Here is a 26,031-nt window from a genome sequence, read left to right as displayed (position 1 = left end):
CCATATGCGGGCTGAACGAGGAGGGTTGATTGCGTCTGATCCTAGGACGGGGAGGACCTGCCAGGGCGCGCGCCACGAAGGGGCGTGCGGGATGTCCGGCCCTTGGACGGGGAGATGAAGCCTATGCGTTGCGCTTCCGGTAACGGGGGTAGAGCTACGCGTTGCGCTTCCGGTGGCGGGCGCGTGGCCTCCTGGCCTTCGCGCTCCCCTCCATGATCGTGTGAACCGCCTCGCGGATGTTGGGAGGCGTGCGCTGGTAGAGGTCGGCGAACTCGAAGTAGCCGTCCTCGGCGAGGTAGCCGCGACGGGTGCCGCCGGCGGGGTCGCCGCCGTCCTCGATGCCGAAGAGCTCGTTGGGCGTGCACGAGAGGACCCGGCAGACGTCCCAGACGTAGCGGGACTTCAGGCTGTTGCGACCCACCTCCCAGGCGTTGTAGGTCGACGGCCCGACGCCGAGCTCCGTGGCGACGTCGGCCTGGCTCTTGCCCGACCTCACCCTCAGCTCCTTGAGCCTCAGCCTTCGTTCCACCGTCCGTCTCCCATGCGCCGACCTGCCTGCATGGGGCCATTCTTTATGAGGACACGCCGGCCGAATATATGTACCATGTCGAAACGTCTGAGTTGGTCACCAATATCCACGTACCGTAGACTTTGTAATGCACGCGAAGGCAGAAACGAGCTTGAAACCCACGAACGGAGAGCCATGGATGACGAGAGGGACTTCACCGCCCCGGACCCGAGCCAACCGTACCGGTTGGACGGGACCGACAGGACCGTCACCTATGCGGAGATGACCGCAGAGATAGACCCCGAGCTCCTTCCCTGCAGCAACGCGGACCTGGAGCTTCTGCTCTCGCTCATGGGCGCGACGCCGGTGGAGAGGGGCTGAGACGCGGACGCCTGCGGGCGGCCACGGGCCCCAGCACGGGGGCTGGAGTCATTCTCCCTCGAAATGCGAGGCCGCACGCCTTCGAAAAGTGAGGCAATTCTCCCTCTAAAAGTGATGCTCCAAATGCTCAAAAAGTGAGATGCTAAGAAAACCGCAGGTAAAAGCTATCGAGCAGAGCACTAACGAGGAGGCAAACATGAGGCTGCAGCAGCTGCGCTACGTCATAGCCGTCGCCGAGGCGGGGTCGATCAACGCCGTCGCCCATACGCTCTTCGTCTCGCAGTCGAGCCTTTCCGTCGCAATCAAGGAGCTCGAGGCCGAGATGGGCATCTCCATCTTCAACCGCTCGAGCCGCGGGATCTCGCTCACCAGCGAGGGCGTGGAGTTCCTGAGCTACGCCCGCCAGGTGGTGGAGCAGGCCGACCTCCTCCAGAGCCGCTACGCCGGCGACCGCACGAGCGCCTCACGGAGGCTCTCCGTCTCGTCCCAGCACTACGCCTTCGCGGTGAACGCCTTCATCGACTTCGTGTCCGAGCACGACGACGGCAGCTGCGAGTTCACCCTGCGCGAGACCCGCACCGCCGACGTAATCGAGGACGTCCGCGGCTTCAGGAGCGACCTTGGCATCCTCTACCTGGGCACCTCCAACGAACGCGCGCTGCAGCGGCGCTTCGACGAGGCGGGTCTCACCTTCACCTCGCTCTTCAAGGCACGTCCCCACGTCTTCGTCCACGAGGGCCACCCGCTCGCGCGGCTCGGCACGGTGCGGGTCAAGGACCTCGCGCGCTGGCCACGCTACACCTTCGAGCAGGGGCCCCAGAGCTCGCTCTTCTACTCCGAGGAGCCTCTGAGCACCCTGCCGCACGAGCGGCGCATCGTAGCCAGCGACCGCGCAACGATGACGAGCCTCCTGCGCGACTACGAGGGCTTCCTGGTGTCCACCGGCGTGAGGTCGGACGAGATGTACTCGGGCATCGTGTCGCTCCCGCTCGAGACCGACGAGGTCATGAACGTGGGCTACGTCGTCCACTCCGAACGGCGCCTGAGCGAGCTTGCGCGGACGTACATCAAGAAGCTGAACGCTCTGATCGTCGGCTTCGACGACCAGAGCGTCCTGGTCCCGTCCAAGGGCGCGCTCAGGGACAGGTGAGAGGGGCGGGCACGGGCGCCTAGCGGGCGGCGTCCTCCGCGACCTTGCGCGAGAGCACGAGCACGGCGAGCGACGCGAGCAGGAGCAACGCGGCCAGGACGAGCGCCACGAGCCTGCCGCCCATCTGCACGCAGGCCACGGCCAGCACGTTGGCCACGAGCAGAACCCAGGCCGACGCCTTCTGGTCTGCCACGCGACGGGGCGCGTTTGCCGCCCGGGCGAGGCGGGCGCCAAGGACGACGCTCACGACGCCCGAGACGAGCGCCACGAGCCCCAGGACGAACCCACCCAGCGGCGCGCTGCCGTTGGAGACGTCGCCCGGCAGCATGCCCAGCTCGAGGAGCACGCCCTCGGCCAAGGTCACCACACCCAAGAGCAGCACGGCTATGGAGAGGACCTTCAGGCCCTTCTGCGCTCCCATCATGAGGAGCTCCCTTCCCTCGCTTGGCCCCGACGTGCCGCCGAGGCCCCACGTTTCTCTCCCCCGATGATACCCAAGGGCCCGCCAGTCGCGACGCCGCGACCGCAGGCGAAGGCGCGCTGCGTTGCGGAGGGTGGCACGCAGGCGTAAAGTCAGCAAGGCGAGAGGACCTGCGTCCGTGTCTTGCTGGCCAGGAGGTGCCAGTCGGAGCGCCACGCGCCCGCGCCACGTCGGCACAGCACGTCCCTCTCGCCCCATGCCAACCGCCCCCGACGCGACCCGCGCGCCCCGCCCCCATCCCAGACTTGGAGCCCCATGCCCGCCGACCTCACTCCCACGCCCCAGGAGCCCTTGGACCAGAGGGACGTCGCCTCGTTGGGACAGCTCGTGCCCTGGCCGGACGACGAGCACTTCCCCGACATCTCCGCCGAGGACGCCCTCGAGCTCTTCCTGGGCTGGGTCGAGTCGCGCGGCGTCACCCTCTGGGAGCACCAGGAGGAGGCCCTGCTCGACCTCGCGTCCGGCAGCCACGTGATCCTGGGCACGCCAACGGGCTCGGGCAAGTCCATGGTCGCCCTGGGCCTCTGCTTCATGGCCATGTGCACCGACCGCCGCAGCTACTACACCGCACCCATCAAGGCCCTGGTGAGCGAGAAGTTCTTCGACATGGTCGAGCTGCTGGGCAGGGACAGCGTGGGCATGGTCACCGGTGACGTCACCATCAACCCCGCCGCGCCCGTCGTGTGCTGCACGGCCGAGATCCTGGCCAACCTCGCGCTCTCGGAGGGCGCCCGCGCCGACGTGGGCTGCGCCGCCATGGACGAGTTCCACTTCTTCGGCGACCGCGACCGCGGCTGGGCCTGGCAGGTCCCCCTGCTCACCCTCCCCCACGTGCAGTTCCTCCTGATGAGCGCCACCCTGGGCGACGTCAGCGCCATCGCCGCCTCGCTCGAGGGACACACGGAGCGCGCCTGCGAGCTCGTGCTGGACGCCGAGCGACCCGTGCCCCTGGAGTACCGCTTCGTGGACACGGGACTCGAGGGCACGGTCGAGCTTGCCCTGAAGGACGGCGACGCCCCCCTCTACGTCGTGCACTTCTCGCAGGACAGCGCCCTCGCCAGCGCGCAGTCGCTCGCGAGCTACGGCGTGAGCACCCGCGAGCAGCGCGACGCCATCAAGGAGGCCGTCAAGGGCACGCGCTTCACCACCACCTTTGGCAAGACCCTGCGCCGCCTGCTCCTCTCGGGCGTGGGCGTGCACCACGCGGGCATGCTCCCCCGCTACCGCCTCCTGGTGGAGAAGCTCGCCCAGCAGGGGCTCCTTCCCGTCATCTGCGGGACCGACACCCTGGGCGTGGGCATCAACGTGCCCATCCACACCGTGCTCCTCACCGCGCTCAGCAAGTTCGACGGCAGGCGCATGCGCAGGCTCTCGGCGCGCGAGTTCCACCAGATCGCCGGGCGCGCGGGCAGATCGGGCTTCGACACGGAGGGCCTGGTCATCGCCCAGGCGACCGAGTACGAGATAGAGAACGCCCGCGCCCTGGCCAAGGCCGGTGGCGACCCCAAGAAGGCTCGCAAGATCAAGACCAAGAAGCCGCCCGAGGGCTTCGTGGGGTGGAACAGACAGACCTTCGAGCGGCTCGTCGAGGCCACGCCCGAGACCCTGCGTCCCCACATGAAGGTCACCCACTCCATGGTGCTGAGCGAGGTGGAGCAGGGCGGCGACGCACATGAGCGCGTGATGCGCCTCGTGGAGGACTCCCAGCAGACCGAGGAGCAGAAGCTGCGCCTGCGCGTCCGCGCGGACGAGATCTTCGCGACCCTGATCGACGCCGGCGTGGTGTCGCGCGAGGAGGCCACGGACGGAAGCCTCGCCTTCGACGGAAGCCCGTCGGCGAGCTACGCCCTCACCGTCAACCTGCCCGAGGACTTCGCCCTGGACCAGCCGCTCTCGCCCTTCCTGCTCGCGTCGCTCGAGCTCCTGGACCCCGAGTCGCCCGACTACGCGCTCGACCTCATCAGCATGGTGGAGGCGACGCTCGAGGACCCGCGCCAGATACTGCGCGTCCAGGAGCGCCATGCCCGCGACGAGGCGATGGCGCAGATGAAGGCCGACGGCATCGACTACGACGAGCGGATTGACCGCATCCAGGAGGTCAGCTACCCCAAGCCCCTCGAGGAGCTGCTTGGGGAGGCCTTCGCGCGCTACTGCGAGCAGGTGCCTTGGGCGCGTGACTTCGAGCTGTCCCCCAAGAGCGTGCTGCGCGACATGGTCGAGACCGCGAGCGACTTCAAGGGCTACGTGGCCCGCTATGGCATCGCCCGGAGCGAGGGGACGCTGCTGCGCTACCTGAGCGACGCCTACCGCGTGCTGAGCCGCACGGTCCCCGCGTCGAAGCTGGACGAGAGGCTCGAAGAGGTCGTGGACTGGCTGGGCCTGGTGGTGCGCACCGTGGACTCGAGCCTCGTGGACGAGTGGTCCGGCCTGGGATCGCGGGACGAGGACGGGCTGGACGCCGCGGCGCCACAGGAGGCGGACGTCGTCGTGCGCGACCGGCGCGGCCTCACGCTCTTGGTGCGCAACGCCCTCTGGAGGCGCGTGCGGGCGGCGGCGGTGCGCGACGCTACGACCCTGGGCGCGATGGACGAGGAGTGGGGTTGGCGAGAGAGGCGCTGGCAGGCGGCGCTGGGCGAGCTCTTCGGGGAGCACGACGAGATCCTGCTGGACGGGGACGCCAGGAGCTCGGCCTACCTCTGGGTCGACGAGGCGGACGAGCGCGAGGGGCACGTCTGGCACGTAAGGCAGATGTTCCATGACGCGGACGGCGACGACGACTTCGGCATCGCCGCGGACGTGGACCTGGACGAGACGCAGGCCGAGGGCAGCGTCGTCTTCGCCAGCTACCGCGTCGGCTTCGTCGAGGACCTGCGGGCCTAGGCCTAGGCCCCTCTCCCCTTCCCCCCCTCGCGAGTGCGCAATCTGAAAGCTTCAGTTTGCGCACTCGAGGCTTCTCTCGCCTGCATTTGCCCAGGAAAGTGAGAAAGAACCCTGCCGAGTGCGCAATTTGACTCATTCAGTTTGCGCACTCGGGCGGACGACGGCCACGGGGGAGCAGTCGTCGGAGGAGAATCCTGCGCCGGGCACGCAGCTCGGGGTCCCCGAGCAGGTCAAGTCGCTCTCGCGCAAGCCGCTTCCCCATGTGTCTCGACGAAGACGAAATCACTCGAGCCAGAAGCGTCTCAGCAGCCGCAGGCGTGCGCAAGTCATCGAAGACAATGGGGCAGGCGACGATGCCAAGTGCCGCGTAGTCCTGCATCCTACGAACGTCCTCCCTTCGCTGCTCCGCCAGGTCATGCCATTCCCCGCTGTCATACTCAAGTGCGAGCTCCAGGCCAGGGAAGTACAGGTCGGGCCTGAGCCTCCGGTGTTGGACTCCCCTTCCAGACGGCCCGAGGTCCAAAGGCTGGTTGACCAGGGGTTTCTCGAGACCGATGCCACCCAACTCTGGCGGAAGGCTCAGGAGCAGGGCGAGAAGCGACTCCATCGGGGACGCGGCACTCTCCACTGCCAGATGCGCGGCCTGCCTTGCCAGCGCAACGCCCCGCATGCGCGAGCAACCAGCCAAGAAGCCAGAGAAGTCCTCGAGGCGCTGGAGTGGCCTGAGCCCATACGTACAGGCTCCCCGCAAGGGGTCCCGTGGGTCCCTGCCGTAGCTGCCGCACATCTCGTTTGTGAACTCCGTTAGGTCGACGAGGGCGGCAAAGTCCTCAAGGATGCCCCTTCGGATGCGCCTCTGCCGGTCTCGGGCAAGCTGCAAGAGGCTGAGCTGGGGAACGTCTATCGCAAACCCATGCGTCCCAGGCTTCAGAAGCGGGGACGACAGGCCCAGGAAGGCGGTCGCGGGAAACTCGACCGAACACATGTCACTTGCCACGAGACGATGCCGAACCCTATGCCCCGGGTCCGGGGCATGAAGGCGCAATGGATGCGATGCATTGATGGCGAGAAGACCAGAGAGCCGGTCGACCGCGACGTCACCCAGGCGCTCGTAGGGGCATGCCGACCTCCTCACTCGCCGCAAGCCCGTTGGCGCGACCGTGACCTGATTGTCAATCCTGCTCCTGCGCAGCAATTCCAGGGAGCTGCCGCCCGACACGAAGATATCCATGCGGCGAGACTAGCAACGCAAGCTCGCAGGTACCTCGTTGGCAGCTTGCCGCAGACTGCCAGCAGATTGGGGTTGATGTATGCAAGCCTCGTTTGCGCAGTTCAGCCATGACACCAACCTGCAGCTAACGCTTAAGTTGCCTGCCGTCGAACCGACGTGGGAGCACACTCGTCACAGAAAGCCCACGGACTACCCCACTTGGACAAGCCCCACCCTTCCTCATCCCGCTTGGACAAGCCCCACCCTTCCTCATCCCGCTTGGACAAGCCCCACCCTTCCTCGTCCCGCTTGCCCCTCTCTCCGCTCGCCTCTTTCCCCTCCCCGTGTCTCCTCTCGCGAGTGCGCAATCTGAATGCCTCGAATTGCGCACTCAACACAATTAAGCAGCGTGTTTGCCCAGGAAAGGAGGAGGCATGGGTAGTCGAATGCGCAATCTGAAGCTTTAAGTTTGTGCACTCGCGAGAGGGGGAGGGAGGGAGAGAAAAATGGCGAGAGGGGCGCCTGGCCTTCGCCGCAGCGTCCCTCTCGCCTGGAAGTACCTCTTGGCGGAAGCCGGACCGCCGCAGCGGCATCGTCTCCTGCCGTGCAGACGCCCCGCCTCCTGCCGCGCGGGTGGCTGCCCCCCTGCCCCACGTCCGCCTTCTGCGTGGCTACCTCGTGTCCGCCTTCTGCGTAGCTACCTCGTGCTCTCCTGCTCCCTTACCTCACGCCTGCCTTGCGCTTGGCGCGCTCGATCTCGGCCAGCTGCTCGGGGGACAGCCTGATTCCGTGCACCGCCGCGCTCTCCGCGCGCTCGTTCACAATGCGGTCGGTGTAGCTACGCTGGTAGCGGGTCTCGTCCACATAGGGCGCCACCACGCGCTCGGTGGGGTCATCGGGATTCTGGACCCTGAACGCCCCGCCGTTCCTGAAGTTCTCCTTCGCCACCGAGATCATCAGCTTGATGCGGTTGAGCTGGTTGACCTCCGACGCACCGGGGTCGTAGTCGACGGCCACGATGTTGGACTCCGGGTGCATCTGGCGCAGCCTCTTGATGACCGACTTGCCCACGACGTGGTTGGGCAGGCAGGCGAAGGGCGAGGCGCAGACGATGTTGGGGGTGCCGCTCTCGATGAGGTCCACCATCTCGGCCGTGAGCAGCCAGCCCTCGCCCATGGTGTTGCAGAGCGAGAGGACCTGCTTGGCCTTGGCGGCGAGCTCGAAGATGTCGATGTAGGGCTCGAAGCGCTCGGACCTCTCGAGCATGCGGTTAATCGGCGCGCGCATGCCCTCGATCAGCTTGATGCCAGCACCGTGCGTGAGGCGGCTCGTCGCCTTGGTGCCCAGCTCGTCCTTCATGTTGATCTGGTTGGAAGTGCCGAAGAGGAAGAAGTCCACGAGCCCCGGGACGTCAGCCTCGCAGCCCTCGCCCTCGATCACGTCCACGACCTGGTTGTTGGCCGTGGGGTGGAACTTGACGAGGATCTCGCCCACCACGCCGACGCGAGGCTTGCTGCGGTCGTCGACCAGCGGCAGCGCGTCGAAGCGGTCGACGGTGTCCTGGCACAGGCGGTAGAAGCTCTTGCGGTCGGTGCGGCAGATCAGCGTCTTGGCACGGCTCATGAAGTGGTCGAAGAGCCTGTTGGCGGCACCGGCCTCGGCCTCGTAGGGACGGGTGCGGTACAGGAGCTTCATCAGCAGGTCGCCGTAGAGCAGGCCGTAGACGGCCTTGACGATGAGGCCGGGCTTCAGTATCTGGAAGCCGGGGTTGTCCTCGTCGAGCCCGCCCGCGACGGAGAGCGAGATCACGGGGACGTCCTCGTGGCCCGAGTCCTTCAGGGCCTTGCGGATGAGCGCGATGTAGTTGGTCGCGCGGCAGCCGCCGCCGGTCTGCGAGATGAGCACGGCCGTGCGAGACAGGTCGTACTTGCCCGAGAGCACCGCCTCCATGATCTGGCCCGTGACCAGGATCGAGGGATAGCAGATGTCGTTGTTGACGTACTTGAGACCGGTGTCGACGGCCTTGTGGTCGACGGAGGGTAGGAGCACCACGTTGTAGCCCTCGGAGCGCAGGAGCTCCTCCACAATCTCGAAGTGGATGGGCGACATCTGCGGTGCCAGGATGGTGTAGCCCTCGGCCTGCATCTGCTTGGTGTAGCGCACCTTCTTGACCGCGGCGCTCTTTGCCTCGCGGTACACCGGGGTGCGACGGCTGAGGTCGGTCTGGCGCGCGTGCTCCAGCGAGCCGTCCGCCAGGCGCACGCCGACGGGGGCCGCCTCGCCGGCGACGCCGGCCGCGGTCTGGCGCTCGAGCTCGGCGCGCTGCTCCTTGAGCGCGGCCATGAGCGAGCGCACGCGGATGCGGGCGGCGCCCAGGTTGCTCACCTCGTCGATCTTGAGCACGGTGTAGATCTTGCCCGAGGCCTCCAGGATCTCCTGCACCTGGTCGGTGGTGAGGGCGTCCAGGCCGCAGCCGAAGCTGTTGAGCTGGATGAGGTCGAGGTCGTTGCGGCTGGCCACGAAGCGGGCGGCACGGTACAGGCGGCTGTGGTACATCCACTGGTCGACCACGCGGATGGGCCGCTCGGGCTGCATCTTGTGGGCGACGGAGTCCTCGGTGAGAACCGCGAACCCAAAGGAGTGCAGGAGCTCCGGGATGGCGTGGTTGATCTCGGGGTCGTTGTGGTAGGGGCGGCCCGCCAGGACGATGCCGTGTGCGTCGTTGTCCTCGATCCACTGCAGGACCTCGTCGCCCAGGCGGTGCATCTGGTCCTTGAAGGCCAGGTCCTCCTCCCAGGCCGCGTTCACGGCGGCGTCGATCTCCTGGCGCGTGATCGCCTCTCCCCTGAAGCGGCCCTTGCCGGCGCGTGCGTCCTCGGCCCTCTGGACGGCGATGAGCTCGTACAGGCGGCGCTTGAGCTCGCGCTTGTCGTCGTAGGGGATGAAGGGCGCCAGGTACTCGACCTTGTCGGAGGCGAGCTCGTCCACGTTGAGCTCCAGCGCCTGCGGATAGCTCATGACGATGGGGCAGTTGTAGTGGTTGGTGGCGCTGCCGTCCTCGGTGCGCTCCCAGCGGATGCAGGGCATCCAGATGAAGTCCGGGTCCTTGGCCAGGAGGTTCATGACGTGGCCGTGGCTCAGCTTGGCCGGGTAGCAGACGGACTCGGAGGGCATGGACTCGATGCCCGCCTCGTAGGTCCTCTTGGTGGTCTGGTCGCTCAGCACGACCGAGAAGCCGAGCTCGGTGAAGAAGCGGTGCCAGAAGGGGTAGTTCTCGTACATGTTGAGCGCGCGGGGGATGCCCACCGTGCCGCGGGGCGCCTCGTCGGGTGCAAGCCCCTTGCGGTCGAAGAGCAGCTTGTTCTTGGTGGCGAAGAGGTTGGGCGCCTTGCTCTGCTCCCTCTTTGACTTGCCCGCGCCCTTCTCGCAGCGGTTGCCCGTGACGAAGCGGTGGCCCCCACCGAAGTCGTTGATGGTGAGCTGGCAGTTGTTGGAGCAGCGGCCGCAGTGGGTCTGGATGCGCTTGACCTCGAGGGTGTCGATGGCGACGCGCGGCAGCAGCGTGGAGGTGCCGCTCGCACCGGCACGGTCACGGGCCAGGAGAGCCGCACCGTAGGCGCCCATGACGCCGGCGATGTCGGGGCGGATCACGTCGCGGCCGGTGAGCAGCTCGAAGGCGCGCAGGGTGGCGTCGCTCATGAAGGTGCCGCCCTGGACCACGACGTACTTGCCAATCTGGTCGTAGTCGCGCAGCTTGATGACCTTGAACAGGGCGTTCTTGATCACGGAGTACGAGAGGCCCGCGGCCACGTCGCCGATGGTCGCCCCCTCCTTCTGCGCCTGCTTCACGCGGGAGTTCATGAAGACGGTGCAGCGGCTGCCCAGGTCGATGGGCCTCTCTCCCCCGACTGCTGCCTTGGCGAACTCCTGCACGGTCATGCCCATGGAGTCGGCGAAGTTGGCGATGAAGGAACCGCAGCCGGCCGAGCACGCCTCGTTGAGCATGATGTGCTCGATGACGCCGCCCTTGACCTGCAGGCACTTCATGTCCTGGCCGCCGATGTCCAGGATGAACTCGACGTCGGGCACGAAGGCCTTGGCACCACGCAGGTGCGCCACGGTCTCGATCTCTCCGGAGTCGGCGCGCAGGGCCTCGATGAGGATGCCCTCGCCGTAGCCGGTGGTGGTCACGTGCCCGATGGCGCAGTCCTCGGGCAGGTGGTCGTAGATGTCGTCCATGATCTTGCGGGCGGTGCCCAGGATGTCGCCGTTGTTGTTGTCGTACCAGGTGTAGAGGAGCTGTCCGGCCTCGCCCACGACGGCCGCCTTCATGGTGGTGGAGCCGGCGTCGATGCCTATGAACACGCGACCGTGGTAGTCCTCGAGCCGTCCCTTGGGCACGACCTGCTTGTCGTGACGCTCCTTGAAGGCGCGATAGTCGTCCTCGGTGGCGAAGAGCGGGTCGAGGCGCGCGACCTCGGAGCCCTGGGTGCCCTTGAGGCTGGCAAGGGCGTCGACGACCTCGCTGAAGGTGACGTGCTTGTCGGACTCCCCGGCGAGGGCGGCACCCGTCGCCACGAAGAGGTGGGCGTTGGCGGGGATGACGCGGTGCTCCTCGTCCAAGTGCAGCGTCTCGTAGAAGCGCTTGCGCAGCTCGGAGAGGTACTGCAGGGGCCCGCCCAGGAAGGCCACGTAGCCGCGGATGGGGTGCCCGCAGGCGAGGCCCGACACGGTCTGGTTGGCCACGGCCTGGAAGATGGAGGCAGCCACGTCCGCGGGGGCGGCACCCTCGTTGAGCAGCGGCTGCACGTCTGACTTGGCGAAGACGCCGCAGCGGCTCGCGATGGGGTAGATGTGCGTGGCCTCCTTGGCCATCTGGTTGAGGCCCGAGGCGTCCGTGCGCATGAGCGAGGCCATCTGGTCGATGAAGGCGCCCGTGCCGCCGGCGCAGGTGCCGTTCATGCGCTGCTCGATGCCGTTGTCGAAGTAGATGATCTTGGCGTCCTCGCCGCCCAGCTCGATGGCGCAGTCGGTCTGGGGGATGAGAGCCTCGACCGCACGCTTCGAGGCGATGACCTCCTGCACGAACTCGAGGTCGAGCCACCTGGCGAGCAGCATGCCGCCGGAGCCGGTGATGGACACGCGCATGGAGGGGTCGCCGATGACCGAGCGGGCTCGCTCGAAGAGGGCCTTCGCGGTGGCGCGCACGTCGGTGTGGTGACGTTCGTAGTTCGCGTAGACCAGGTGGTTGCGGGCGTCGATGACGGCGAGCTTGACCGTGGTGGAGCCCACGTCGATGCCCAGCCTGAGCTCGGCGTGAACCAGGTCGACGGGATTGGCGGGGCTGAGCTCCGCCCCCTGCTGCCTCAGCTCCACTCCCTGCGTGGCCTCTGCCTGCGCCGCGTTGGAACCTGCGTGGTTAGTCATCGCTTGACTCCTTAATTCCAAGAAGAGAGAGGCCCAGGGCGTCGACGTCGAACTGCAGCGACTTGCCGTAGAGGTCTCCGGGCCTGACGAACAGGAGGGCGGTCATGACGCGCGCCATGTCGCCCACGTCCTCGCGCATCCCCGCCGAGAGCCAGCGCGCGAGGACGCCGACCTCGGCCGAGATGACGAAGGTGAGGTAGTAGTCGAAGAAGGGGATGGCGCGCAGGTCCAGCCCGTCGAGCGCACGGTCCTGTACCACCTCGCGCACCATGAGCTTGATGCGCTCGGCGAAGGCAGGGTCTCCCCCCTCGCCCAGAAGGGGGCTCAGGTAGGGGCGGGACCTGAAGTACTCGAGGAGCCCCACCGCGCCGGGAGCCGGCTCGAGCCGGGCGATGACCCTCTGGAGCTCGTCCAGGTTGACGGCGGAGAGCCGTGCGACGCGGCTCCTGAGCTCGTCGATGGTCCGCTCCTCGAGCGAGGACACGAGGTCGGGGATGTCCCGGTAGTGGGAGTAGAAGGTGCGCCTCGTGATGCCTGCGCGGTCCGAGACGGCGGTGACCGTGACCTGGGAGAGGTCGCCCGTCACCTCGATCTCTTCCGCGAGGGCGTCGCGCAGGGCACGCCTCGTGCGCACGACGCGTCGGTCGGCGCTCGCCGCCGTGGCGGCGCTCTTCTGGCGAGGGGCCTGTCGCATGCCGCGACTCCTTCCCTGTTGGCAGTCACTTCGCACCCTGTGAAGTATGTTACAGCGTGGGAATTATTGCACAAGGCGAGAAGTATCACCAGACGAAAGTGACGGGCGCACGTCGCTCACACATTCGGCCAGGCCGCGACAAGAAAGGCGCGCCCCTCTCCCCTCACGAATCGTCAGACGCCAAGATGGCTTCAGCCCAACTCGCAAATCCGTACAACCTGTTGTTGCGCAAGGCGTCGAGCTCCTCGCCCCACCCTCGCGGTGGATGTCGCTTCTCGCTCACCAGCACCTTAAGGGCATCAAAGACCACCTGCGAGCGCGAGCTCGCCAGTTCCAGCAGAAAGGCATCTGGATGGCGCGCCGTCACGCCAAACTGCCGCAGGACGGAGTCGGGGAAGTCTTTGAGGTTGTACGTGACGATGGTGCCCGCGCCCGCGGCGATTGCGGCACGCACCACATGCACGTCGTCCAAGTCCGGAAGGTCAAGGCCAGGTGGCCGCCTCGCAAGCTTTACCTGGGCAAACGGAAATGCCTTGTTGGCAGCGTCAAAGATGGCATCGCCCGCGTTGCCACGAATGCGCTAGTTCGCCCTCCTGGCTTCTTCGATGATGCGTTTGGACCAGACGGGCTCGAATACCTCGGCGTCGGCAAGCGTGAGCAGCACGTCAAGCGTCCATGTCGTGACGAAGACGTTTGCGTCAAGGACAGCAAGCTGCATTGCGGCTAGCCGAGACCGTCAAGGTACGATGACAGGTCCGTATCATAGAAGCCCGCCTCGTCTGCGGCATCCCTCATCTCTTCGAGCGCGGCAGACCGCTGCGCGCGCACTCTCAACGCAAGGGACACGACATCCTCCATAGCGACCCTCCTGTGGTGGTTGCCGCCGATGCGCTCGCACGGCAGCTCCCTCCGGTCAATCATGCGAGCGACGGTCCTGCGAGACACGCCGAGGACCTTCGCTGCCGTTCCCGTGCCGACGAGGTGCGGACCACGACCCTTGCCCTCTGAAGGCGAGGAGAGGACCTGAGCCACCTGTTTGGCAAGCTCATAGGCCTCCTGGGTGAGCCGCATGCGGTCCCCCTGCGCGCTCACGAGGTAGGGACACGTAGTGGGAACAAGAGTCGTGGTATGCATTTCTTCTCCCTCCCTCGTCTGTCTTGGCTGCATTCATCTTAGCAAAAACGGTCAAAACGGACATCTCGGCACAAGAAGGCGCGCCCCTCTCCCCCGCAAGACGCAGGTGAGAGGGGCGCACGACGATCCAGCGGCAATCTGTGCCCTAGAGCTCGATCTCCTTGCCGGCGACGAACTTGGCGGCAAGCCTGCCACCCTCGTCGGCGAGGTAGCAGTAGCGCTCGAGGCGCTGCTCCACGCTCAGCTCGCGCGGCGAACGGATGCCGGAGTCGTCCAGCACGAGCGCGTCGAAGTCGAAGCCCTCGTCCAGGCTTCCCACCTTGCCGAAGAACGAGCCGCCGCCCAGCGTGGCGATCCAGAAGGCCTCCTGGATGGTGAGCGACGGGAGCTCCTGGTCGACGCAGCGCCAGCGCAGCTTGGAGCAGCCCACGGCGTCGGCGACGGCACGGAACATGTTGAGGCTCGCGCCGCCAGCGACGTCGGTGCCCAGTCCCACGTTGACGCCCTTGCGCAGGTAGTCGCGGATGGGAGCGATGCCGGACGAGAGGAAGGCGTTGGACTGGGGGCAGTGCGCCACGTAGGTGCCCGTAGCCCTCAACAGCTCGACCTCCTCGGGGGTGGAGTAGTTGCAGTGCGCCATGATGGTCTTGGAGTTGCCGCCCAAGAGGCCGAAGTGGTCGTAGGTCTGGCCGTAGCAGCTCGACCAGGGGCAGAGGCCCTTCACCCAGTCGATCTCGGACAGGTTCTCGGAGAGGTGCGACTGCACGGGAAGGCCCGTCTCGGCCTTGATCTTGCCGAGGCCCTCCATGAGCTCGTCGGAGCAGGTGGGCGTGAAGCGCGGGGTGAGGATGGGCAGGGTGTTCTGGTAGCGGCCGCTCACGTCCGCGAGCCAGGAGCGCGTCGCCTCGAGGGACGCCTCGGCGGTCTGGTCGCTGAGGTAGTCGGGGCTGTTGCGGTCCATGTTGACCTTGCCCACATAGGTCTTGAGGCCCGTCGCCTCGAGCTTGTCCATGAGCAGTTCGGTGCCCGGCACGTGCATGGTGCCGAAGACGACGGCCCTCGTGGTGAAGGACCTCTGGAGGTCGTCGGCGAAGATCGAGTAGCCCTTCTCCGCATAGGCGAGGTCGGCGTACTTGCTCTCCTCGGGGAAGGTGTAGGTGTTAAGCCAGTCGAGAAGCTCCAGGTCCATGGCGATGCCACGGAAGCCATACTGCGGCGCATGCACGTGGATGTCGTTGAGGCCGGGGACGATCAGGGCATGGCCGAAGTCGCGCAGGGGCAGCTGGGCATAGCGCTCGGGCAGCTCCTCGAAGACGCCGGCGGACGCGCCGTCGACGCAGACCACGTAGCCTGCCTCGAGCGTGCGGAACTCGGTCTGGGACACGTTGTAGCAGACGTCACCCTTGAGTACGAACGACTTGCCTTCCATGGGTTCTCCAATCCTAAGAGAGGTCCAGCATGTCGCGCGACGGGCCGCAGGCTCGGTCTGGCCCCGGCCGCGGCCCACCGCGATTCTCCTATATGACGAGGTACTTGAGGACGAACAGCACGGCCAGCGCGTACATCATGGGGCTGATGGTGCGCCTACGCTCCTCACCGGCGGCGAGGTTGACCACGACGTAGACGATGATGCCCAGGCAGATGCCCTCGGCGATGCTGTAGGTGAAGGGCATGGCGATGGCGCAGACGAAGGCGGGAAGCCCCTCGCAGACGTTGCCGAAGTCGACCCCGAAGAGGGCGCCCATCATCGAGAAGCCCACCATGATCAGGGCAGGTGCCGTCGCGAACATGGGGATCGCTAGGAAGAAGGGCGAGAGGAGGAGCGAGAGCACGAACATCACGGCGACGGTGATCGAGGTGAGCCCGGTGCGGCCGCCCGAGGTGATGCCGGCAGCGCACTCGACCGAGACGCAAGTGGGCGAGTTGCCGAAGACCGCGGCGACCATGGTGGTCAGGGACTCCGCCACGAGCGCGCCCTTGGTGTGGGCAAGGTTGCCATCCTCGTCGAGGAGGCCGGCCTTGGAGGCCGCGCCGACGAGGGTGCCCACGGTGTCGAAGAGCGAGGCGAAGAGGATGGCCATGACGACGGTGAGGAAGCCGAGGTCGGTGATGTGGCTGAAGTCGAGCTGCATGAAGGTGGGCGCCAGCGAGGGCACGGAGAGCCCGCGCGAGAAGTCGGGCAGGACGCTGTTGAAGCCCGCCGCCGGATCAGGCACATAGACGCCGGCGAGCTGGCAGACGATGCCCAGGGCCCAGGTGATGAGGATGCCCAGCAGGATGTCGCCCTTCACGTGCTTGGACGAGAGGATGCCGGTGATGATGACGCCCACGAGCGCGAGCACCACCGAAATGCCTGCCGTGGAGAAGCTGCCGTCAGCGAGGCTCTCGTGGATGTTGAAGAGCCCCACGAGGGTGGCGTCGTTGCCCACGATGATGCCGGCGCCCTTGAGGCCGATGAGGGCCACGAAGAGGCCGATGCCCGCGGTGATGGCGAGCTTCAGGCTCTGCGGGATGGCGTTGAAGACGAGGTCGCGCAGCTTGGTGACCGAGAGCAGCAGGAAGATGAGGCCCTCAACGAAGCAGGCGGCAAGGCCCACCTGCCAGCTGTAGCCCATGCCAAGGCATACGGTGTAGGCGAAGTAGGCATTGAGCCCCAGGCTCGGGCCCAGGATGAAGGGATAGTTGGTCATGAGGCCCATGAGGCAGGTGCCGATGAAGGTGACCACCGCGGTCGCCGTGAACACCGCGCCGCTGTCCATCCCCGACTGTGCGAGCACGGAGGGGTTGACGGCCAGGATGTAGGCCACGGTGACGAAGGTGGTGAGGCCGGCGATCACCTCCGTGCGGATGTTGGTCCCACGTTCCTCCAGATGGAACAACCTCTGTAGTGCTGCTTGCATAGAACCCTCCCTTGCTTGCCTGGAGGGGTGCAGGTCCCCCCGGCGCAGGGGCGCGGCGCCCATGGGCGTCTCGCTCCGTCCCCTCCACGTGCCAACTAAAAACCAATTTTTCTTACTCACAAACTTTCTGTCTGCATCTTGACCATAGACTTATGCTTGCCTCCTGAATTTTTTCTTCTAGGCGAGCGGTCGCTATTTCTGGGCGTACGTAACGAAAGTTCCTGCAGCCTAAGCATGAGTTTATATTCATGTGCTTCATAAAGATTACGAAATGAGTGTCATATGCGGTTTTATGTGCACGAGATTCTCTAATTTTTCTATATTCTTGATAATGAATTCCCTTTTTGAAGAGTTTTGCGTCGTGTTTATAACATCCATGTTAAAGGAGGCGAGAACTGCACCACCGAAGGGGACTTCGGGCGCAAACTGCCCTGCAAGCGCACGGAGCAACCCCCGGGCGCGACGGGGACGGCCACGAAGACCGCCCGAAGCAAATAGGGACGGAGACCCATCATGAGCATCAGCATCTCTCGCCGTAGCTTTCTCGCCAGCTGTGGGCTAGGCCTCGCCGCCGGGCTCGCCGGCTGTTCCGCGCAGGGAGGGGGCTCCGCCGGCGGCACGGCGGGATCCGCGACGGAGGCGGGCTACACCCTCGTCGAGCCCGGGAAGCTCACGATGATCAGCAACTTCTACTTCCCGCCCTTCGTCTCGATGAACGCCGACACGGGCGACTACGAGGGCTTCGACGTCGACCTCTACAAGGCGGTGTGCGAGAAGCTCGGGCTCGAGCCCAACATCCTGCCCACGGTGCAGTTCGACACCATCGTCCCCACCATCAAGCAGGGCGGCAAGGCCGACGTGTCCCTGGGTGCCGTCACCATCACCGACAAGCGCCTGCAAGAGATCGACTTCAGCGACCCCTACCTGGACTCCAACCAGGCCATCGTCGTCAAGCAGGGCAGCGCCGCCACGACGGCGGACGCCCTCAACGCCTCCGGGACCCAGATTGCCGTGCAATCCGGCACCACCGGCGAGGCATGGTCGCGCGAGAACCTCCCCAACGCCACCATCGTCCCTTTGGACGACATCATCCAGTGCCTGACCGGCATCCAGACCGGCCTCTACGCCGCTTCCGTCTGCGACCTGCCCGTCGCAAGCTACGAGATCAGCAGCGCCTACGCAGACCTGGTCATCCCCGACGGCGGCCAAATCCCGACCGGCGAGCAGTACGGCATCGTCGTGAGCAAGGACAACCCCAAGCTCACCCAGGCGATCAACGATGCCCTTGTCGAGCTGCAGTCAGACGGGACGCAGGACCAGATCGAGCAGAAGTGGTTCGGCTCCACGATCTAGCACGTGGGATCTAGCACGTGGGTCGTCGCGGGGAAGGGGCGTGGCGGTCAGAGGCTCCAGCGGGCGATTGGGGCAGGCGGCTCCAACGGACGCGGGCGGCTGGAACAGTTGGCTCCAGCGGGCGCGGGCAGCTGCAAAGTTGGCTGCGAACTTCTCCTCCGTGGGATTGGCTGCGTCCCCCGTGGGGTTAGCTGCGGACTTCTCCCCTTCCAGAGTCCGCATCTAACGCGCCGAATCCTGGGGTCTTGCATGTTGCACGACCAAACGCATCGTTGGCTGCGTAGTTTGCCCTCGCAAAACTGCGCAGCCAACTTCTTTAGGGCGAGCGGACGACTTCTCGGGCGCGCGGACGACTTCCAGAGCCGCCTAAAGCAGTCCTAGCGCCTGCATGGGCGGCACGAGCAGGATGGGCATGAAGGCGGACGGGAGCATGTTGGCCACCTTGAGGTCGGTCAGCTTGAGCAGGTTGATCCCCACCGCGAAGAGCAGCACCGACCCCGCGAGCGCCACCTCGGCCACGACCTCGGAGGAGAGCAGTCCTCCCAGCACGGCCGCGAGCGCGCTCAGCACGCCCTCGTAGACAATCAGGCTCACCCCGCAGAAGGGCACGCCGATGCCCATCGTAGCCGCGAAGGGGATGCACACCACCAGGTCGATGACGCCCTTTGACACCAGAGTCGCGTGGTCGAGCTGGATTCCGCTCTGGAGCGAGCCCATGATCGCCATCGCCCCCGTGCAGGTGAAGAGCGTGGCCGACACGAAGCCCTCGGAGAAGCTGCCCAGGCGCTCGCTGCCTTCGAAGGCCGCGTTGATGCGTCGCTGCGCCCAGGAGCCCAGACGCGTGACCTGGCGGTCGATGTCCAACCAGAAGCCCAAGAGGCAGCCCAGGGCAAGCGAGAGGGTCGCCACGATGACGCTGCCGCCCTGCGCCATGCCCTGGACCCCCACGAGCACCACGCAGAGGCCCTGTCCCTTGAGGAGGAAGTCCCCGAGCTCGTCCGAGACCCGGCTCTTGAACGCCAGGCCTATGAGCCCGCCCACGAAGGCCTCGAGACCGTTTGCGATAGCACCAATGAGAAACACCGTGGAGCCTCCCCCGCGCGCGCATGCGTACCGTGCCCGCCCACAATAGTGCAACGGGCGACGGCCGAGAGCGCTGGCGGTCGCTCTTCACCTCACGCCGACGCTCGTCGCGCCTCTCGCCAGCTCCGTTACGTCGAACGCGTCTCTCGCCAGCTCGAGCACGTCAAACGCGTCAGCCGTGTGCGCCAATACGTCCAACGCGTCTGATGCCTCTACGTTTGCCCAGTTGAGCGGCGGAGAAAAAACGCGATCGACGTAGTCGGGAGCACAACGCGCGCGCTGGACGTAGTCGGGAGCAAGACGCGCGCGTTGGACGTAGTCGAGAGCAAGACGCACGCGCTGGACGTAGTCGAGAGCACAACGCACGCGATCGACGTGGTCGCGGCGCGGACGAACAACGCACGGTCGCCCGCGCCCGAGGCCTAGTCCCCGAGCAGCTTGAGCAGATCCTCTCGCCTGAGCGAGGCGAGGCTCATGCCCTCCCCCGAGCCCACGACCTGCTCCGCAAGGTCGCTCTTCGCCTCCTGGAGCGCCAGGATACGGTCCTCGATGCTGTCGCGCACGATGACCTTGTAGACCATGACGTCGCGGGTCTGCCCGATGCGGTGGGCACGGTCGGTCGCCTGGTCCTGGGCAGCCGCGTTCCACCAGGGATCGGCGTGCACCACGATGGAGGCGCCCGTCAGGTTGAGGCCCGTGCCGCCAGCCTTGAGCGAGATCAGGAACACCGGCGTCTGGTCCTCGTTGAAGGCGTTCACCAGCTCGAGGCGCCTCTTCTTGGGCGTCGCCCCCGTGATGGTGTAGTAGGGGTGCCCACGTTCGTCCAGCTCGTGCGCGATGAGGGCGAGATAGCTCGTGAACTGCGAGAAGACGAGCATCTTGGACCCCGAGTCCACGGCGCTCTGCACCAGCTCGAGCACCGCGTCCAGCTTGCAGGAGGGGCCGTCGTAGTCCTCGAAGAGGAGGCGCGGGTCGCAGCAGATCTGCCTCAGGCGGGTGAGCTCCGCCAGGACCTGGAGCTTGCCCGAGTCGAAGCCGTCGTCGCTCTGCCTGGTGAGCGAGAGGCGCAGCGCCTGCTCGCTGGCGGAGTAGAGGCTCCGCTGCTCCCCCTCCATCCGGGCGTAGACCACCTGCTCGAGCTTCTCGGGCAGGTCGTGCAGGACCTCTCGCTTGAGGCGGCGGAGCACGAAGGGGCCCACGGCGGCGCGCAGCCTCTGGGCGACCTCCTCGTCACCCTCCACGATGGGCTGCTCGTAGCGGTCGCGGAAGCGGTCATAGGAGCCCAGGAGCCCCGGCATCAGGAAGTCGAAGATGCTCCAGAGCTCCGAGAGCCGGTTCTCTATGGGCGTGCCGGTGAGGGCGAAGCGGTGGCGCGCGTCGAGCGCCTTGACCGCGCGGGCGGCGAGAGTCTCGTGGTTCTTGACGTACTGCGCCTCGTCCAGCACCTCGCACCACAGCGGCATGGCCATCCAGGCCTCCACGTCCCGCCGCAAGAGGTCGTAGGAGGTGACGAGCACCTCGTGGCCCGGCTCCCTGCGGACGCGGTCTCGCTCCGTCGCCGTGCCCGCGACCACCGCCACGTCCAGCTGCGGGGCGAACTTCTCGAACTCGGCCTGCCAGTTGTAGACCAGGGAGGCCGGGCACACGATCAGGGTGAGGCCCCTGCCGCGGCGGGCGAGCAGGAGCGAGATGAGCTGCAGGGACTTGCCCAGTCCCATCTCGTCGGCGAGGATCCCGCCGAAGCCCATGTCGCAGAGGGCGCTCAGCCAGCCGAAGCCCTCGGCCTGATAGGGCCTGAGCAGGCCGGCGAGCGACGCGGGCGGCTCGTAGTCCGCCGGGTCGTGCGAGCGGAAGTCGCGCAGGAACTCCCTGAACGACTCGTCCTTCTCGTCGTCCGAGACCAGGGTGTCGAGGAGGGCGAGCTTGTAGGAGGGGATCCGGGCATGCCCGCTGGCAAGCTCCCGCGAGCCAAGCCCGAGCTCGTCGGCGAGGCGCTCCGCCTCGTCCAGGTCGAGGCCCGAGAGGTCAACGAAGGAACCGTCCCTGAGGCGGTGGAAGCGCTTGCGTCGGCGGTAGCTCCCGAGCAGGGCATGGAGCTCCGAGAGCGGCAGGTCGTCGGCGGACACGCTGAGGTCGATGAGGTTGGACCTCACGGAGAGGCCCAGGCGCACCCGGGGCCTGGCGTCGCTCGCCAGGCGGTCGAACTCGGGCGTCGTGAGCACCCGGCCCATCGCGGCGAACTCCGCGAGGCCAGAGAAGAGCAGGCGGGCAATGGCATCATCGGAGCGGGCGGGTATGCGGGCGAGCCCCTCCCCCTTGCGCCCCGACAGATAGCGCAGGGCGAGCTGACGGGCGCCGGCCTCGGCCTCGAGGTCACGCCCAGGCTCCACGACGGACCCCAGCTCGTAGGCGAGCACGTGGTGGCGGCGCTCGCCATAGGCCGCCTGGACGTCGCAGCTCACGCCCTCCCTGTCGTAGTCGAGGTAGAACTCGACCTGGCAGGGCAGCGGTCGCAGCTCGTCCAGTGACTCGGGCAGCTCCACGTCCATGGCTCGCTCGAGCTTGGGCAGGAGGTTCGCCGCGAAGCGCGGTGCGTCGGCGGCGGAGAGGAGCAGCTGGGGAAGCGGGCTCCCGAAGACCCCGGTGAGGAAGGGCGCCACGCGCTCGAGGCGGGCCGGGCAGCGCCAGAGGGTGTCCCCCTCCACGGCATAGAGGTGCTCGTCGGTGGAGAAGAACTCCGCCGACCCCTGGCGCTCAAGCTCGTAGGAGTCGTCGCCGGCGGGGCGTACGGCCAAGCGTAGGCGGGGCTCCCCGTCGCGCACCACGACGCGCCGGGTCGACGCTGGCCTGCGGGCCAGGGCGGGCACGCTCTCGAGCTCCAGCTCGCTCCCCAGCATGAGCTCGAGAAGCTCGTCGGCCTCCGGGCCGGACAGCCTGAGCTCCCGCCCCGCAGACGATCCCGAGGCGCCCGACACGCCGAAGACCCTGCCGCCAAGGCGCTCCGACGAGAAGGCCCTCCGGTTCTGCACCGCACGCGAGAGGAAGCGCAGGAGCTCGCGGGAGGGCAGGTCGAACATGCGCTGCTCGTGCACGAAGGCGAGCCTCTTGCCGTACTCGAAGAACTCCTCCCCCTGCACGGCCTGGACCAGGCCCGAGATGCTCCGCACCACGTAGGAGCCATGCGAGCCCCCTATGCGAAGGCGCAGGAAGAGGTCGCGGTCGCGCACCAGCGTGGGCAGAAGCCGGACGCCGCCCGGGCGCTCCGGCGTCTGGCCGCCCACCACCACGTGGCGCGCCGCCTCGCTGCGGTCGAGGAGCTCGCCCAGGACGGACGAGGTGCTGGCGTGCATGGTGCGGCTGTGACCCTCGTACGACTCGGGGCTGGCGTTGTAGTCGAGGGCGAGGGCGATGCTGTGCTTGCAGGGGCCGGGGTAGCGGTCCGAGGCGGGGCAGGTGCAGGAGTAGGAGGTGACGCGGTCGGCCGCCTCGTCGAAGGCGATGCGCGCGTCGTAGTAGTCGGCGTAGCCCGACGACGACGCAACCCTGCCCGACAGCCTGGTGAGAGCCCCGTCATAGTCGCAGGACCTCCGGCCGATGGACCCCGGGCGATGCGCGATGATACGGCCCCTGCCAAGGATGGCGGGCCTGCAGGCACGGCTCAGGGCGATCTCGGAAATCACGGGGCCTCCTCACGGGTTGCGCTCGCCGCGCCGCCGGACGGGCGAACGGTAGCGAACCAGCGTAGCCCATCGGAGGGCGCCAGGCGGGCAGGCGAGGCCAAGGCCCACCATAACTACGGGAACGGGACCCGACGAGACGCCACAGGGGGCACACCGCCTCCGCCTACGCGCGCCCCTTGCCCCTGCCGCCGGCGAGCTCGCTCACCAGCACGGCGGAGAAGACCAGCGCGAAGCCCAGCGCCAGCTGGGGCGTGAGGGGCTCGCCGTAGAGGAGCACGCTAAAGAGCATGGCGAAGACGCTCTCGAGCGAGAGGAGCAGGGCGGCGCGCGAGGGGTCCACCTTCTTCTGGGCGACGTTCTGTATGAGGAGCGCCACGACCGAGGCCAGGACGACCAGATAGGCGAGCTGCAGCCAGAAGTCGGCCCTCAGGTCGAGCGCGTGCGGCAGGGGCTCGCGGGCGAGCGCGTAGGCGAGGCTCACCGCCGAGCTCACGAAGAACATGACGATGGTGAGGGTCACGCTGTCGTGGGCGCTGCCGTAGCGGCCCACCGCGACGATGTTGAGCGCGAAGAAGAGCGCCGAGAGGAGGGTGAGCCAGTCTCCCCCGGAAAGCCAGGGCGAGAGGTCCCCCCGAAGCGAGACGAGACCCACCCCCACCAGGCACATGAAGGCGGCGACCAGGTTGTTCGCGCCGGGACGCCGCCTCTGGACCAGCCAGTCGACGAAGGGGACCATCACGCAGTAGGTGGCGGTGAGAAGGGCGTTCCTGCCAGGGGTCGTGTCGGTGAGGCCGACGTTCTGTATCAGGAAGGCGAGACCCTCGGACAGGCCCACCATGAGGCCGGCGACGAGGTGGCTACCGTCGAGGTTGTCGCGCAGGCGCCTCCAGAAGACGGCGGCGAGGATCGCCCCCGCCAGGAAGAAGCGGGCGGCGAGCAGCCAGCCGGGGCTCACGGCGTCGAGCGCGCCCTTGAGCACGACGAAGGCGCCGCCCCAGATGATGGTGGTGACGACCAGGGCCAGCTCGAGCGCCCAGGCGGGGATGTTCGACGAGTCTCTCATGGCTGGGATTATACGGACTCGCGCCGCCACGGCGGGACGGACACCCGGCGCACGCCTCCCGCCCCGCGCGCGCAGCCCGCAGCCCACGTCGAGCCCGCGCCGGGGGCCCTCTCTCCCGGGGACAGCGTCCCATGCATTGGCGCGCATGGAGGCCCACCCTTGCCCTAAAATGGACTTGTCTGGCACATGCGACGCCAGATTCACCGGAGAGGGGCGCCAGGGGAAGGGAACCAGGGCGCCATACGTGGTGGAGAGGAGAATCATGCAGTATTCCGCAGAAGTGGAAGGGATGTGCCCCGTCGCCAAGGGCGCGTACCACGGTCCTGCACCCATCCCCGAGGAGGGCAAGTGGGTCCAGGCCAAGGAGATCAAGGACATCTCCGGCTACACGCACGGCATCGGCTGGTGCGCACCTCAGCAGGGTGCCTGCAAGCTGAGCCTCAACGTCAAGGAGGGCGTCATCGAGGAGGCGCTCGTCGAGACCATCGGCTGCTCGGGCATGACCCACTCCGCCGCCATGGCCGCCGAGATCCTCCCCGGCAAGACCATCCTCGAGGCCCTGAACACCGACCTCGTCTGCGACGCCATCAACGTCGCCATGCGCGAGCTCTTCCTGCAGATCGTCTACGGCCGCAGCCAGACCGCGTTCTCCGAGGGCGGCCTGCCCGTCGGCGCCGGCCTCGACGACCTCGGCAAGGGCCTGCGCTCCATGGTGGGCACCACCTACGGCACCAAGGCCAAGGGCGCCCGCTACCTCGAGCTCGCCCAGGGCTACGTGACCCACCTCGCCCTCAACGAGAAGGACGAGATCATCGGCTTCGAGTACCTCAACCTCGGCAAGTTCACCGACGCCATCAAGAAGGGCGTCGACCCCAAGCAGGCCGTCGACGACGCCATCGGCCGCTACGGCCAGTGGGACAGCCCGGCCAAGGTCATCGACCCCCGCGAAGAGTAGAGAGAGGAGCTGAGCATAGTGGCAGTTACGTTCGAAGGCTACGAGCGCCGCATCGACAAGATCACCAAGGCCTGTGAGCAGTATGGCATCGCCGACCTCGACGAGGCCCTGAAGATCTGCACCGACCTCGGCTTTAACCCGTATGACATCACCACGGGCATCCAGTCCATCGCGTTCGAGAACGCCAAGTGGGCCTACACCCTGGGCTGCGCCATCGCCGTGAAGAAGGGCTGCAAGACCGCCTCCGAGGCCGCCGCGGCCATCGGCGAGGGCCTGCAGGCCTTCTGCGTCCCCGGCTCCGTCGCCGAGGACCGCAAGGTCGGCCTGGGCCACGGCAACCTCGGCGCCATGCTCCTGGGCGAGGACACCGAGTGCTTCGCCTTCCTGGCCGGCCACGAGTCCTTCGCCGCCGCCGAGGGCGCCATCGGCATCGCCAACAACGCCAACAAGGCCCGCAAGAAGCCCCTGCGCGTCATCCTGAACGGCCTCGGCAAGGACGCCGCCCAGATCATCGCCCGCATCAACGGCTTCACCTACGTGAAGACCCAGTTCGACTACTTCACCGGCGAGCTCAAGGTCGTCGAGACCATCCCCTACTCCGACGGCCCGCGCGCCAAGGTCAACTGCTACGGCGCCGACGACGTCCGCGAGGGCGTCGCCATCATGTGGCACGAGAACGTCGACATCTCCATCACCGGCAACTCCACCAACCCCACGCGCTTCCAGCACCCCGTCGCGGGCACCTACTTCAAGGAGCGCACGCTCGCGGGCAAGAAGTACTTCTCCGTGGCCTCCGGCGGCGGCACCGGCCGCACCCTGCATCCGGACAACATGGCCGCCGGCCCCGCCTCCTACGGCATGACCGACACCATGGGCCGCATGCACTCCAGCGCCCAGTTCGCCGGCTCCTCCTCCGTCCCCGCGCACGTGGACATGATGGGCCTCATCGGCATGGGCAACAACCCGATGGTAGGCTGCACCGTGGCCTGCGCCGTCGCGGTCGAGGAGGCCCTCGCCAAGTAGGCGCCCTCACCAGCCACAAGTTCTGACCAGGGGTCGTCGCCTTCGGGCGGCGGCCCCTTCTCCATGCCCGTCCGGCAGGATGCGCCGGGGCGGGCGGGACGGGGCCCGG

17 protein-coding genes are annotated in these 26,031 nt (G+C 67.0%); 7 read left to right on the top strand and 10 right to left on the bottom strand.

All coding sequences use genetic code 11. The annotated features are described in order from the left end of the window. Nucleotides 1-154: 154 nt before the first annotated feature. Nucleotides 155-529 carry a helix-turn-helix transcriptional regulator gene (locus HMPREF1868_RS01975; RefSeq protein ID WP_009279594.1) on the bottom strand — a complete coding sequence of 125 codons (375 nt, stop codon included), beginning with the start codon at nucleotides 527-529 and terminating at the stop codon, nucleotides 155-157. A gap of 174 nt (nucleotides 530-703) precedes the next feature. Between HMPREF1868_RS01975 and HMPREF1868_RS01970 the strand changes: the two genes are divergently transcribed. Continuing rightward, on the top strand, nucleotides 704-889 hold the full coding sequence (locus HMPREF1868_RS01970) for a hypothetical protein (protein WP_009279595.1): 186 nt from the start codon (nucleotides 704-706) through the stop codon (nucleotides 887-889). A gap of 196 nt (nucleotides 890-1,085) precedes the next feature. After that, complete coding sequence (locus HMPREF1868_RS01965; protein ID WP_062529886.1) at nucleotides 1,086-2,039, top strand: LysR family transcriptional regulator; 954 nt, start codon at nucleotides 1,086-1,088, stop codon at nucleotides 2,037-2,039. Between the two features lie 19 nt (nucleotides 2,040-2,058). Here the strand turns inward: HMPREF1868_RS01965 and HMPREF1868_RS01960 are convergent, their stop codons facing one another. Then, a complete protein-coding gene (locus HMPREF1868_RS01960) occupies nucleotides 2,059-2,460 on the bottom strand; it encodes a hypothetical protein (protein WP_156439378.1) in 402 nt (133 codons plus the stop codon). Between the two features lie 315 nt (nucleotides 2,461-2,775). On the opposite strand from HMPREF1868_RS01960, the gene HMPREF1868_RS01955 reads away from it, so the two are divergent. Beyond that, a complete protein-coding gene (locus HMPREF1868_RS01955) occupies nucleotides 2,776-5,400 on the top strand; it encodes a DEAD/DEAH box helicase (protein ID WP_062529884.1) in 2,625 nt (874 codons plus the stop codon). Nucleotides 5,401-7,330: 1,930 nt separating this feature from the next. Here the strand turns inward: HMPREF1868_RS01955 and HMPREF1868_RS01945 are convergent. Then, on the bottom strand, nucleotides 7,331-12,037 hold the full coding sequence (locus HMPREF1868_RS01945; protein WP_062529880.1) for a 2-hydroxyacyl-CoA dehydratase: 4,707 nt from the start codon (nucleotides 12,035-12,037) through the stop codon (nucleotides 7,331-7,333). Further along, nucleotides 12,030-12,731, bottom strand: coding sequence for a TetR/AcrR family transcriptional regulator (locus HMPREF1868_RS01940; RefSeq protein ID WP_062529878.1), 702 nt, complete (start codon nucleotides 12,729-12,731; stop codon nucleotides 12,030-12,032). Before HMPREF1868_RS01940 ends, HMPREF1868_RS01945 begins: the two co-directional genes overlap by 8 nt. Nucleotides 12,732-13,083: 352 nt before the next feature. On the opposite strand from HMPREF1868_RS01940, the gene HMPREF1868_RS09940 reads away from it, so the two are divergent. Further along, the gene (locus tag HMPREF1868_RS09940; RefSeq protein ID WP_231782226.1) at nucleotides 13,084-13,458 is read left to right on the top strand and encodes a hypothetical protein; all 375 of its coding nucleotides are present in this window, start codon (nucleotides 13,084-13,086) and stop codon (nucleotides 13,456-13,458) included. Here the strand turns inward: HMPREF1868_RS09940 and HMPREF1868_RS01930 are convergent. The 3 genes from HMPREF1868_RS01930 to HMPREF1868_RS01920 form a co-directional block, all read right to left on the bottom strand. Further along, entirely contained in the window at nucleotides 13,455-13,802 is a 348-nt protein-coding gene (locus HMPREF1868_RS01930; RefSeq protein ID WP_197414921.1) for a helix-turn-helix domain-containing protein, read from the bottom strand. The genes HMPREF1868_RS09940 and HMPREF1868_RS01930 overlap by 4 nt on opposite strands. A gap of 208 nt (nucleotides 13,803-14,010) precedes the next feature. After that, entirely contained in the window at nucleotides 14,011-15,294 is a 1,284-nt protein-coding gene (locus HMPREF1868_RS01925; protein ID WP_062529874.1) for an amidohydrolase family protein, read from the bottom strand. An 88-nt stretch (nucleotides 15,295-15,382) separates the two neighbouring features. Then, nucleotides 15,383-16,765 (bottom strand): NCS2 family permease, encoded by a 1,383-nt coding sequence (locus HMPREF1868_RS01920; RefSeq protein ID WP_062529872.1) that lies wholly within the window; start codon nucleotides 16,763-16,765, stop codon nucleotides 15,383-15,385. A gap of 513 nt (nucleotides 16,766-17,278) precedes the next feature. On the opposite strand from HMPREF1868_RS01920, the gene HMPREF1868_RS01915 reads away from it, so the two are divergent. Then, a complete protein-coding gene (locus tag HMPREF1868_RS01915; protein WP_062529870.1) occupies nucleotides 17,279-18,118 on the top strand; it encodes an ABC transporter substrate-binding protein in 840 nt (279 codons plus the stop codon). A gap of 366 nt (nucleotides 18,119-18,484) precedes the next feature. Here the strand turns inward: HMPREF1868_RS01915 and HMPREF1868_RS01910 are convergent, their stop codons facing one another. The 3 genes from HMPREF1868_RS01910 to HMPREF1868_RS01900 all read right to left on the bottom strand — a co-directional run bounded on the left by HMPREF1868_RS01910 (nucleotide 18,485) and on the right by HMPREF1868_RS01900 (nucleotide 23,944). Then, nucleotides 18,485-19,201: a DUF554 domain-containing protein gene (locus HMPREF1868_RS01910; RefSeq protein WP_062529868.1), complete on the bottom strand. Its 717-nt coding sequence runs from the start codon at nucleotides 19,199-19,201 to the stop codon at nucleotides 18,485-18,487. A 422-nt stretch (nucleotides 19,202-19,623) separates the two neighbouring features. Then, nucleotides 19,624-22,881: a DEAD/DEAH box helicase gene (locus HMPREF1868_RS01905; RefSeq protein ID WP_062529866.1), complete on the bottom strand. Its 3,258-nt coding sequence runs from the start codon at nucleotides 22,879-22,881 to the stop codon at nucleotides 19,624-19,626. Nucleotides 22,882-23,044: 163 nt separating this feature from the next. Next, nucleotides 23,045-23,944 (bottom strand): DMT family transporter, encoded by a 900-nt coding sequence (locus HMPREF1868_RS01900; RefSeq protein ID WP_197414920.1) that lies wholly within the window; start codon nucleotides 23,942-23,944, stop codon nucleotides 23,045-23,047. 262 nt (nucleotides 23,945-24,206) lie between these two features. Here HMPREF1868_RS01900 and HMPREF1868_RS01895 point away from each other — a divergent pair, with 262 nt between their 5' ends. After that, nucleotides 24,207-24,899 (top strand): iron-sulfur cluster assembly scaffold protein, encoded by a 693-nt coding sequence (locus HMPREF1868_RS01895; protein ID WP_009279610.1) that lies wholly within the window; start codon nucleotides 24,207-24,209, stop codon nucleotides 24,897-24,899. An 18-nt stretch (nucleotides 24,900-24,917) separates the two neighbouring features. Then, on the top strand, nucleotides 24,918-25,922 hold the full coding sequence (locus HMPREF1868_RS01890; RefSeq protein WP_009279611.1) for a GGGtGRT protein: 1,005 nt from the start codon (nucleotides 24,918-24,920) through the stop codon (nucleotides 25,920-25,922). Nucleotides 25,923-26,031: the final 109 nt, after the last annotated feature.

Origin of the sequence: Olsenella sp. DNF00959, assembly GCF_001553055.1 — a bacterium.
GTDB classification, from domain to species: Bacteria; Actinomycetota; Coriobacteriia; order Coriobacteriales; family Atopobiaceae; genus Olsenella_I; species Olsenella_I phocaeensis.
The sequence above is the reverse complement of the archived record's forward strand: the minus strand, read 5'-3'. Positions and strand labels throughout refer to the sequence as shown.

What these genes read in the sequence shown, in the direction of transcription:
- HMPREF1868_RS01960 (WP_156439378.1), bottom strand. Translation starts at nt 2,460, where the DNA reads ATGGGAGCGCAGAAGGGCCTGAAGGTCCTCTCCATAGCCGTGCTGCTC.
- HMPREF1868_RS09940 (WP_231782226.1), top strand. Translation starts at nt 13,084, where the DNA reads ATGGCGCGCCGTCACGCCAAACTGCCGCAGGACGGAGTCGGGGAAGTC.
- HMPREF1868_RS01940 (WP_062529878.1), bottom strand. Translation starts at nt 12,731, where the DNA reads ATGCGACAGGCCCCTCGCCAGAAGAGCGCCGCCACGGCGGCGAGCGCC.
- HMPREF1868_RS01970 (WP_009279595.1), top strand. Translation starts at nt 704, where the DNA reads ATGGATGACGAGAGGGACTTCACCGCCCCGGACCCGAGCCAACCGTAC.
- HMPREF1868_RS01965 (WP_062529886.1), top strand. Translation starts at nt 1,086, where the DNA reads ATGAGGCTGCAGCAGCTGCGCTACGTCATAGCCGTCGCCGAGGCGGGG.
- HMPREF1868_RS01955 (WP_062529884.1), top strand. Translation starts at nt 2,776, where the DNA reads ATGCCCGCCGACCTCACTCCCACGCCCCAGGAGCCCTTGGACCAGAGG.
- HMPREF1868_RS01930 (WP_197414921.1), bottom strand. Translation starts at nt 13,802, where the DNA reads ATGCGGCTCACCCAGGAGGCCTATGAGCTTGCCAAACAGGTGGCTCAG.
- HMPREF1868_RS01945 (WP_062529880.1), bottom strand. Translation starts at nt 12,037, where the DNA reads ATGACTAACCACGCAGGTTCCAACGCGGCGCAGGCAGAGGCCACGCAG.
- HMPREF1868_RS01920 (WP_062529872.1), bottom strand. Translation starts at nt 16,765, where the DNA reads ATGCAAGCAGCACTACAGAGGTTGTTCCATCTGGAGGAACGTGGGACC.
- HMPREF1868_RS01925 (WP_062529874.1), bottom strand. Translation starts at nt 15,294, where the DNA reads ATGGAAGGCAAGTCGTTCGTACTCAAGGGTGACGTCTGCTACAACGTG.
- HMPREF1868_RS01915 (WP_062529870.1), top strand. Translation starts at nt 17,279, where the DNA reads ATGAGCATCAGCATCTCTCGCCGTAGCTTTCTCGCCAGCTGTGGGCTA.
- HMPREF1868_RS01900 (WP_197414920.1), bottom strand. Translation starts at nt 23,944, where the DNA reads ATGAGAGACTCGTCGAACATCCCCGCCTGGGCGCTCGAGCTGGCCCTG.
- HMPREF1868_RS01895 (WP_009279610.1), top strand. Translation starts at nt 24,207, where the DNA reads ATGCAGTATTCCGCAGAAGTGGAAGGGATGTGCCCCGTCGCCAAGGGC.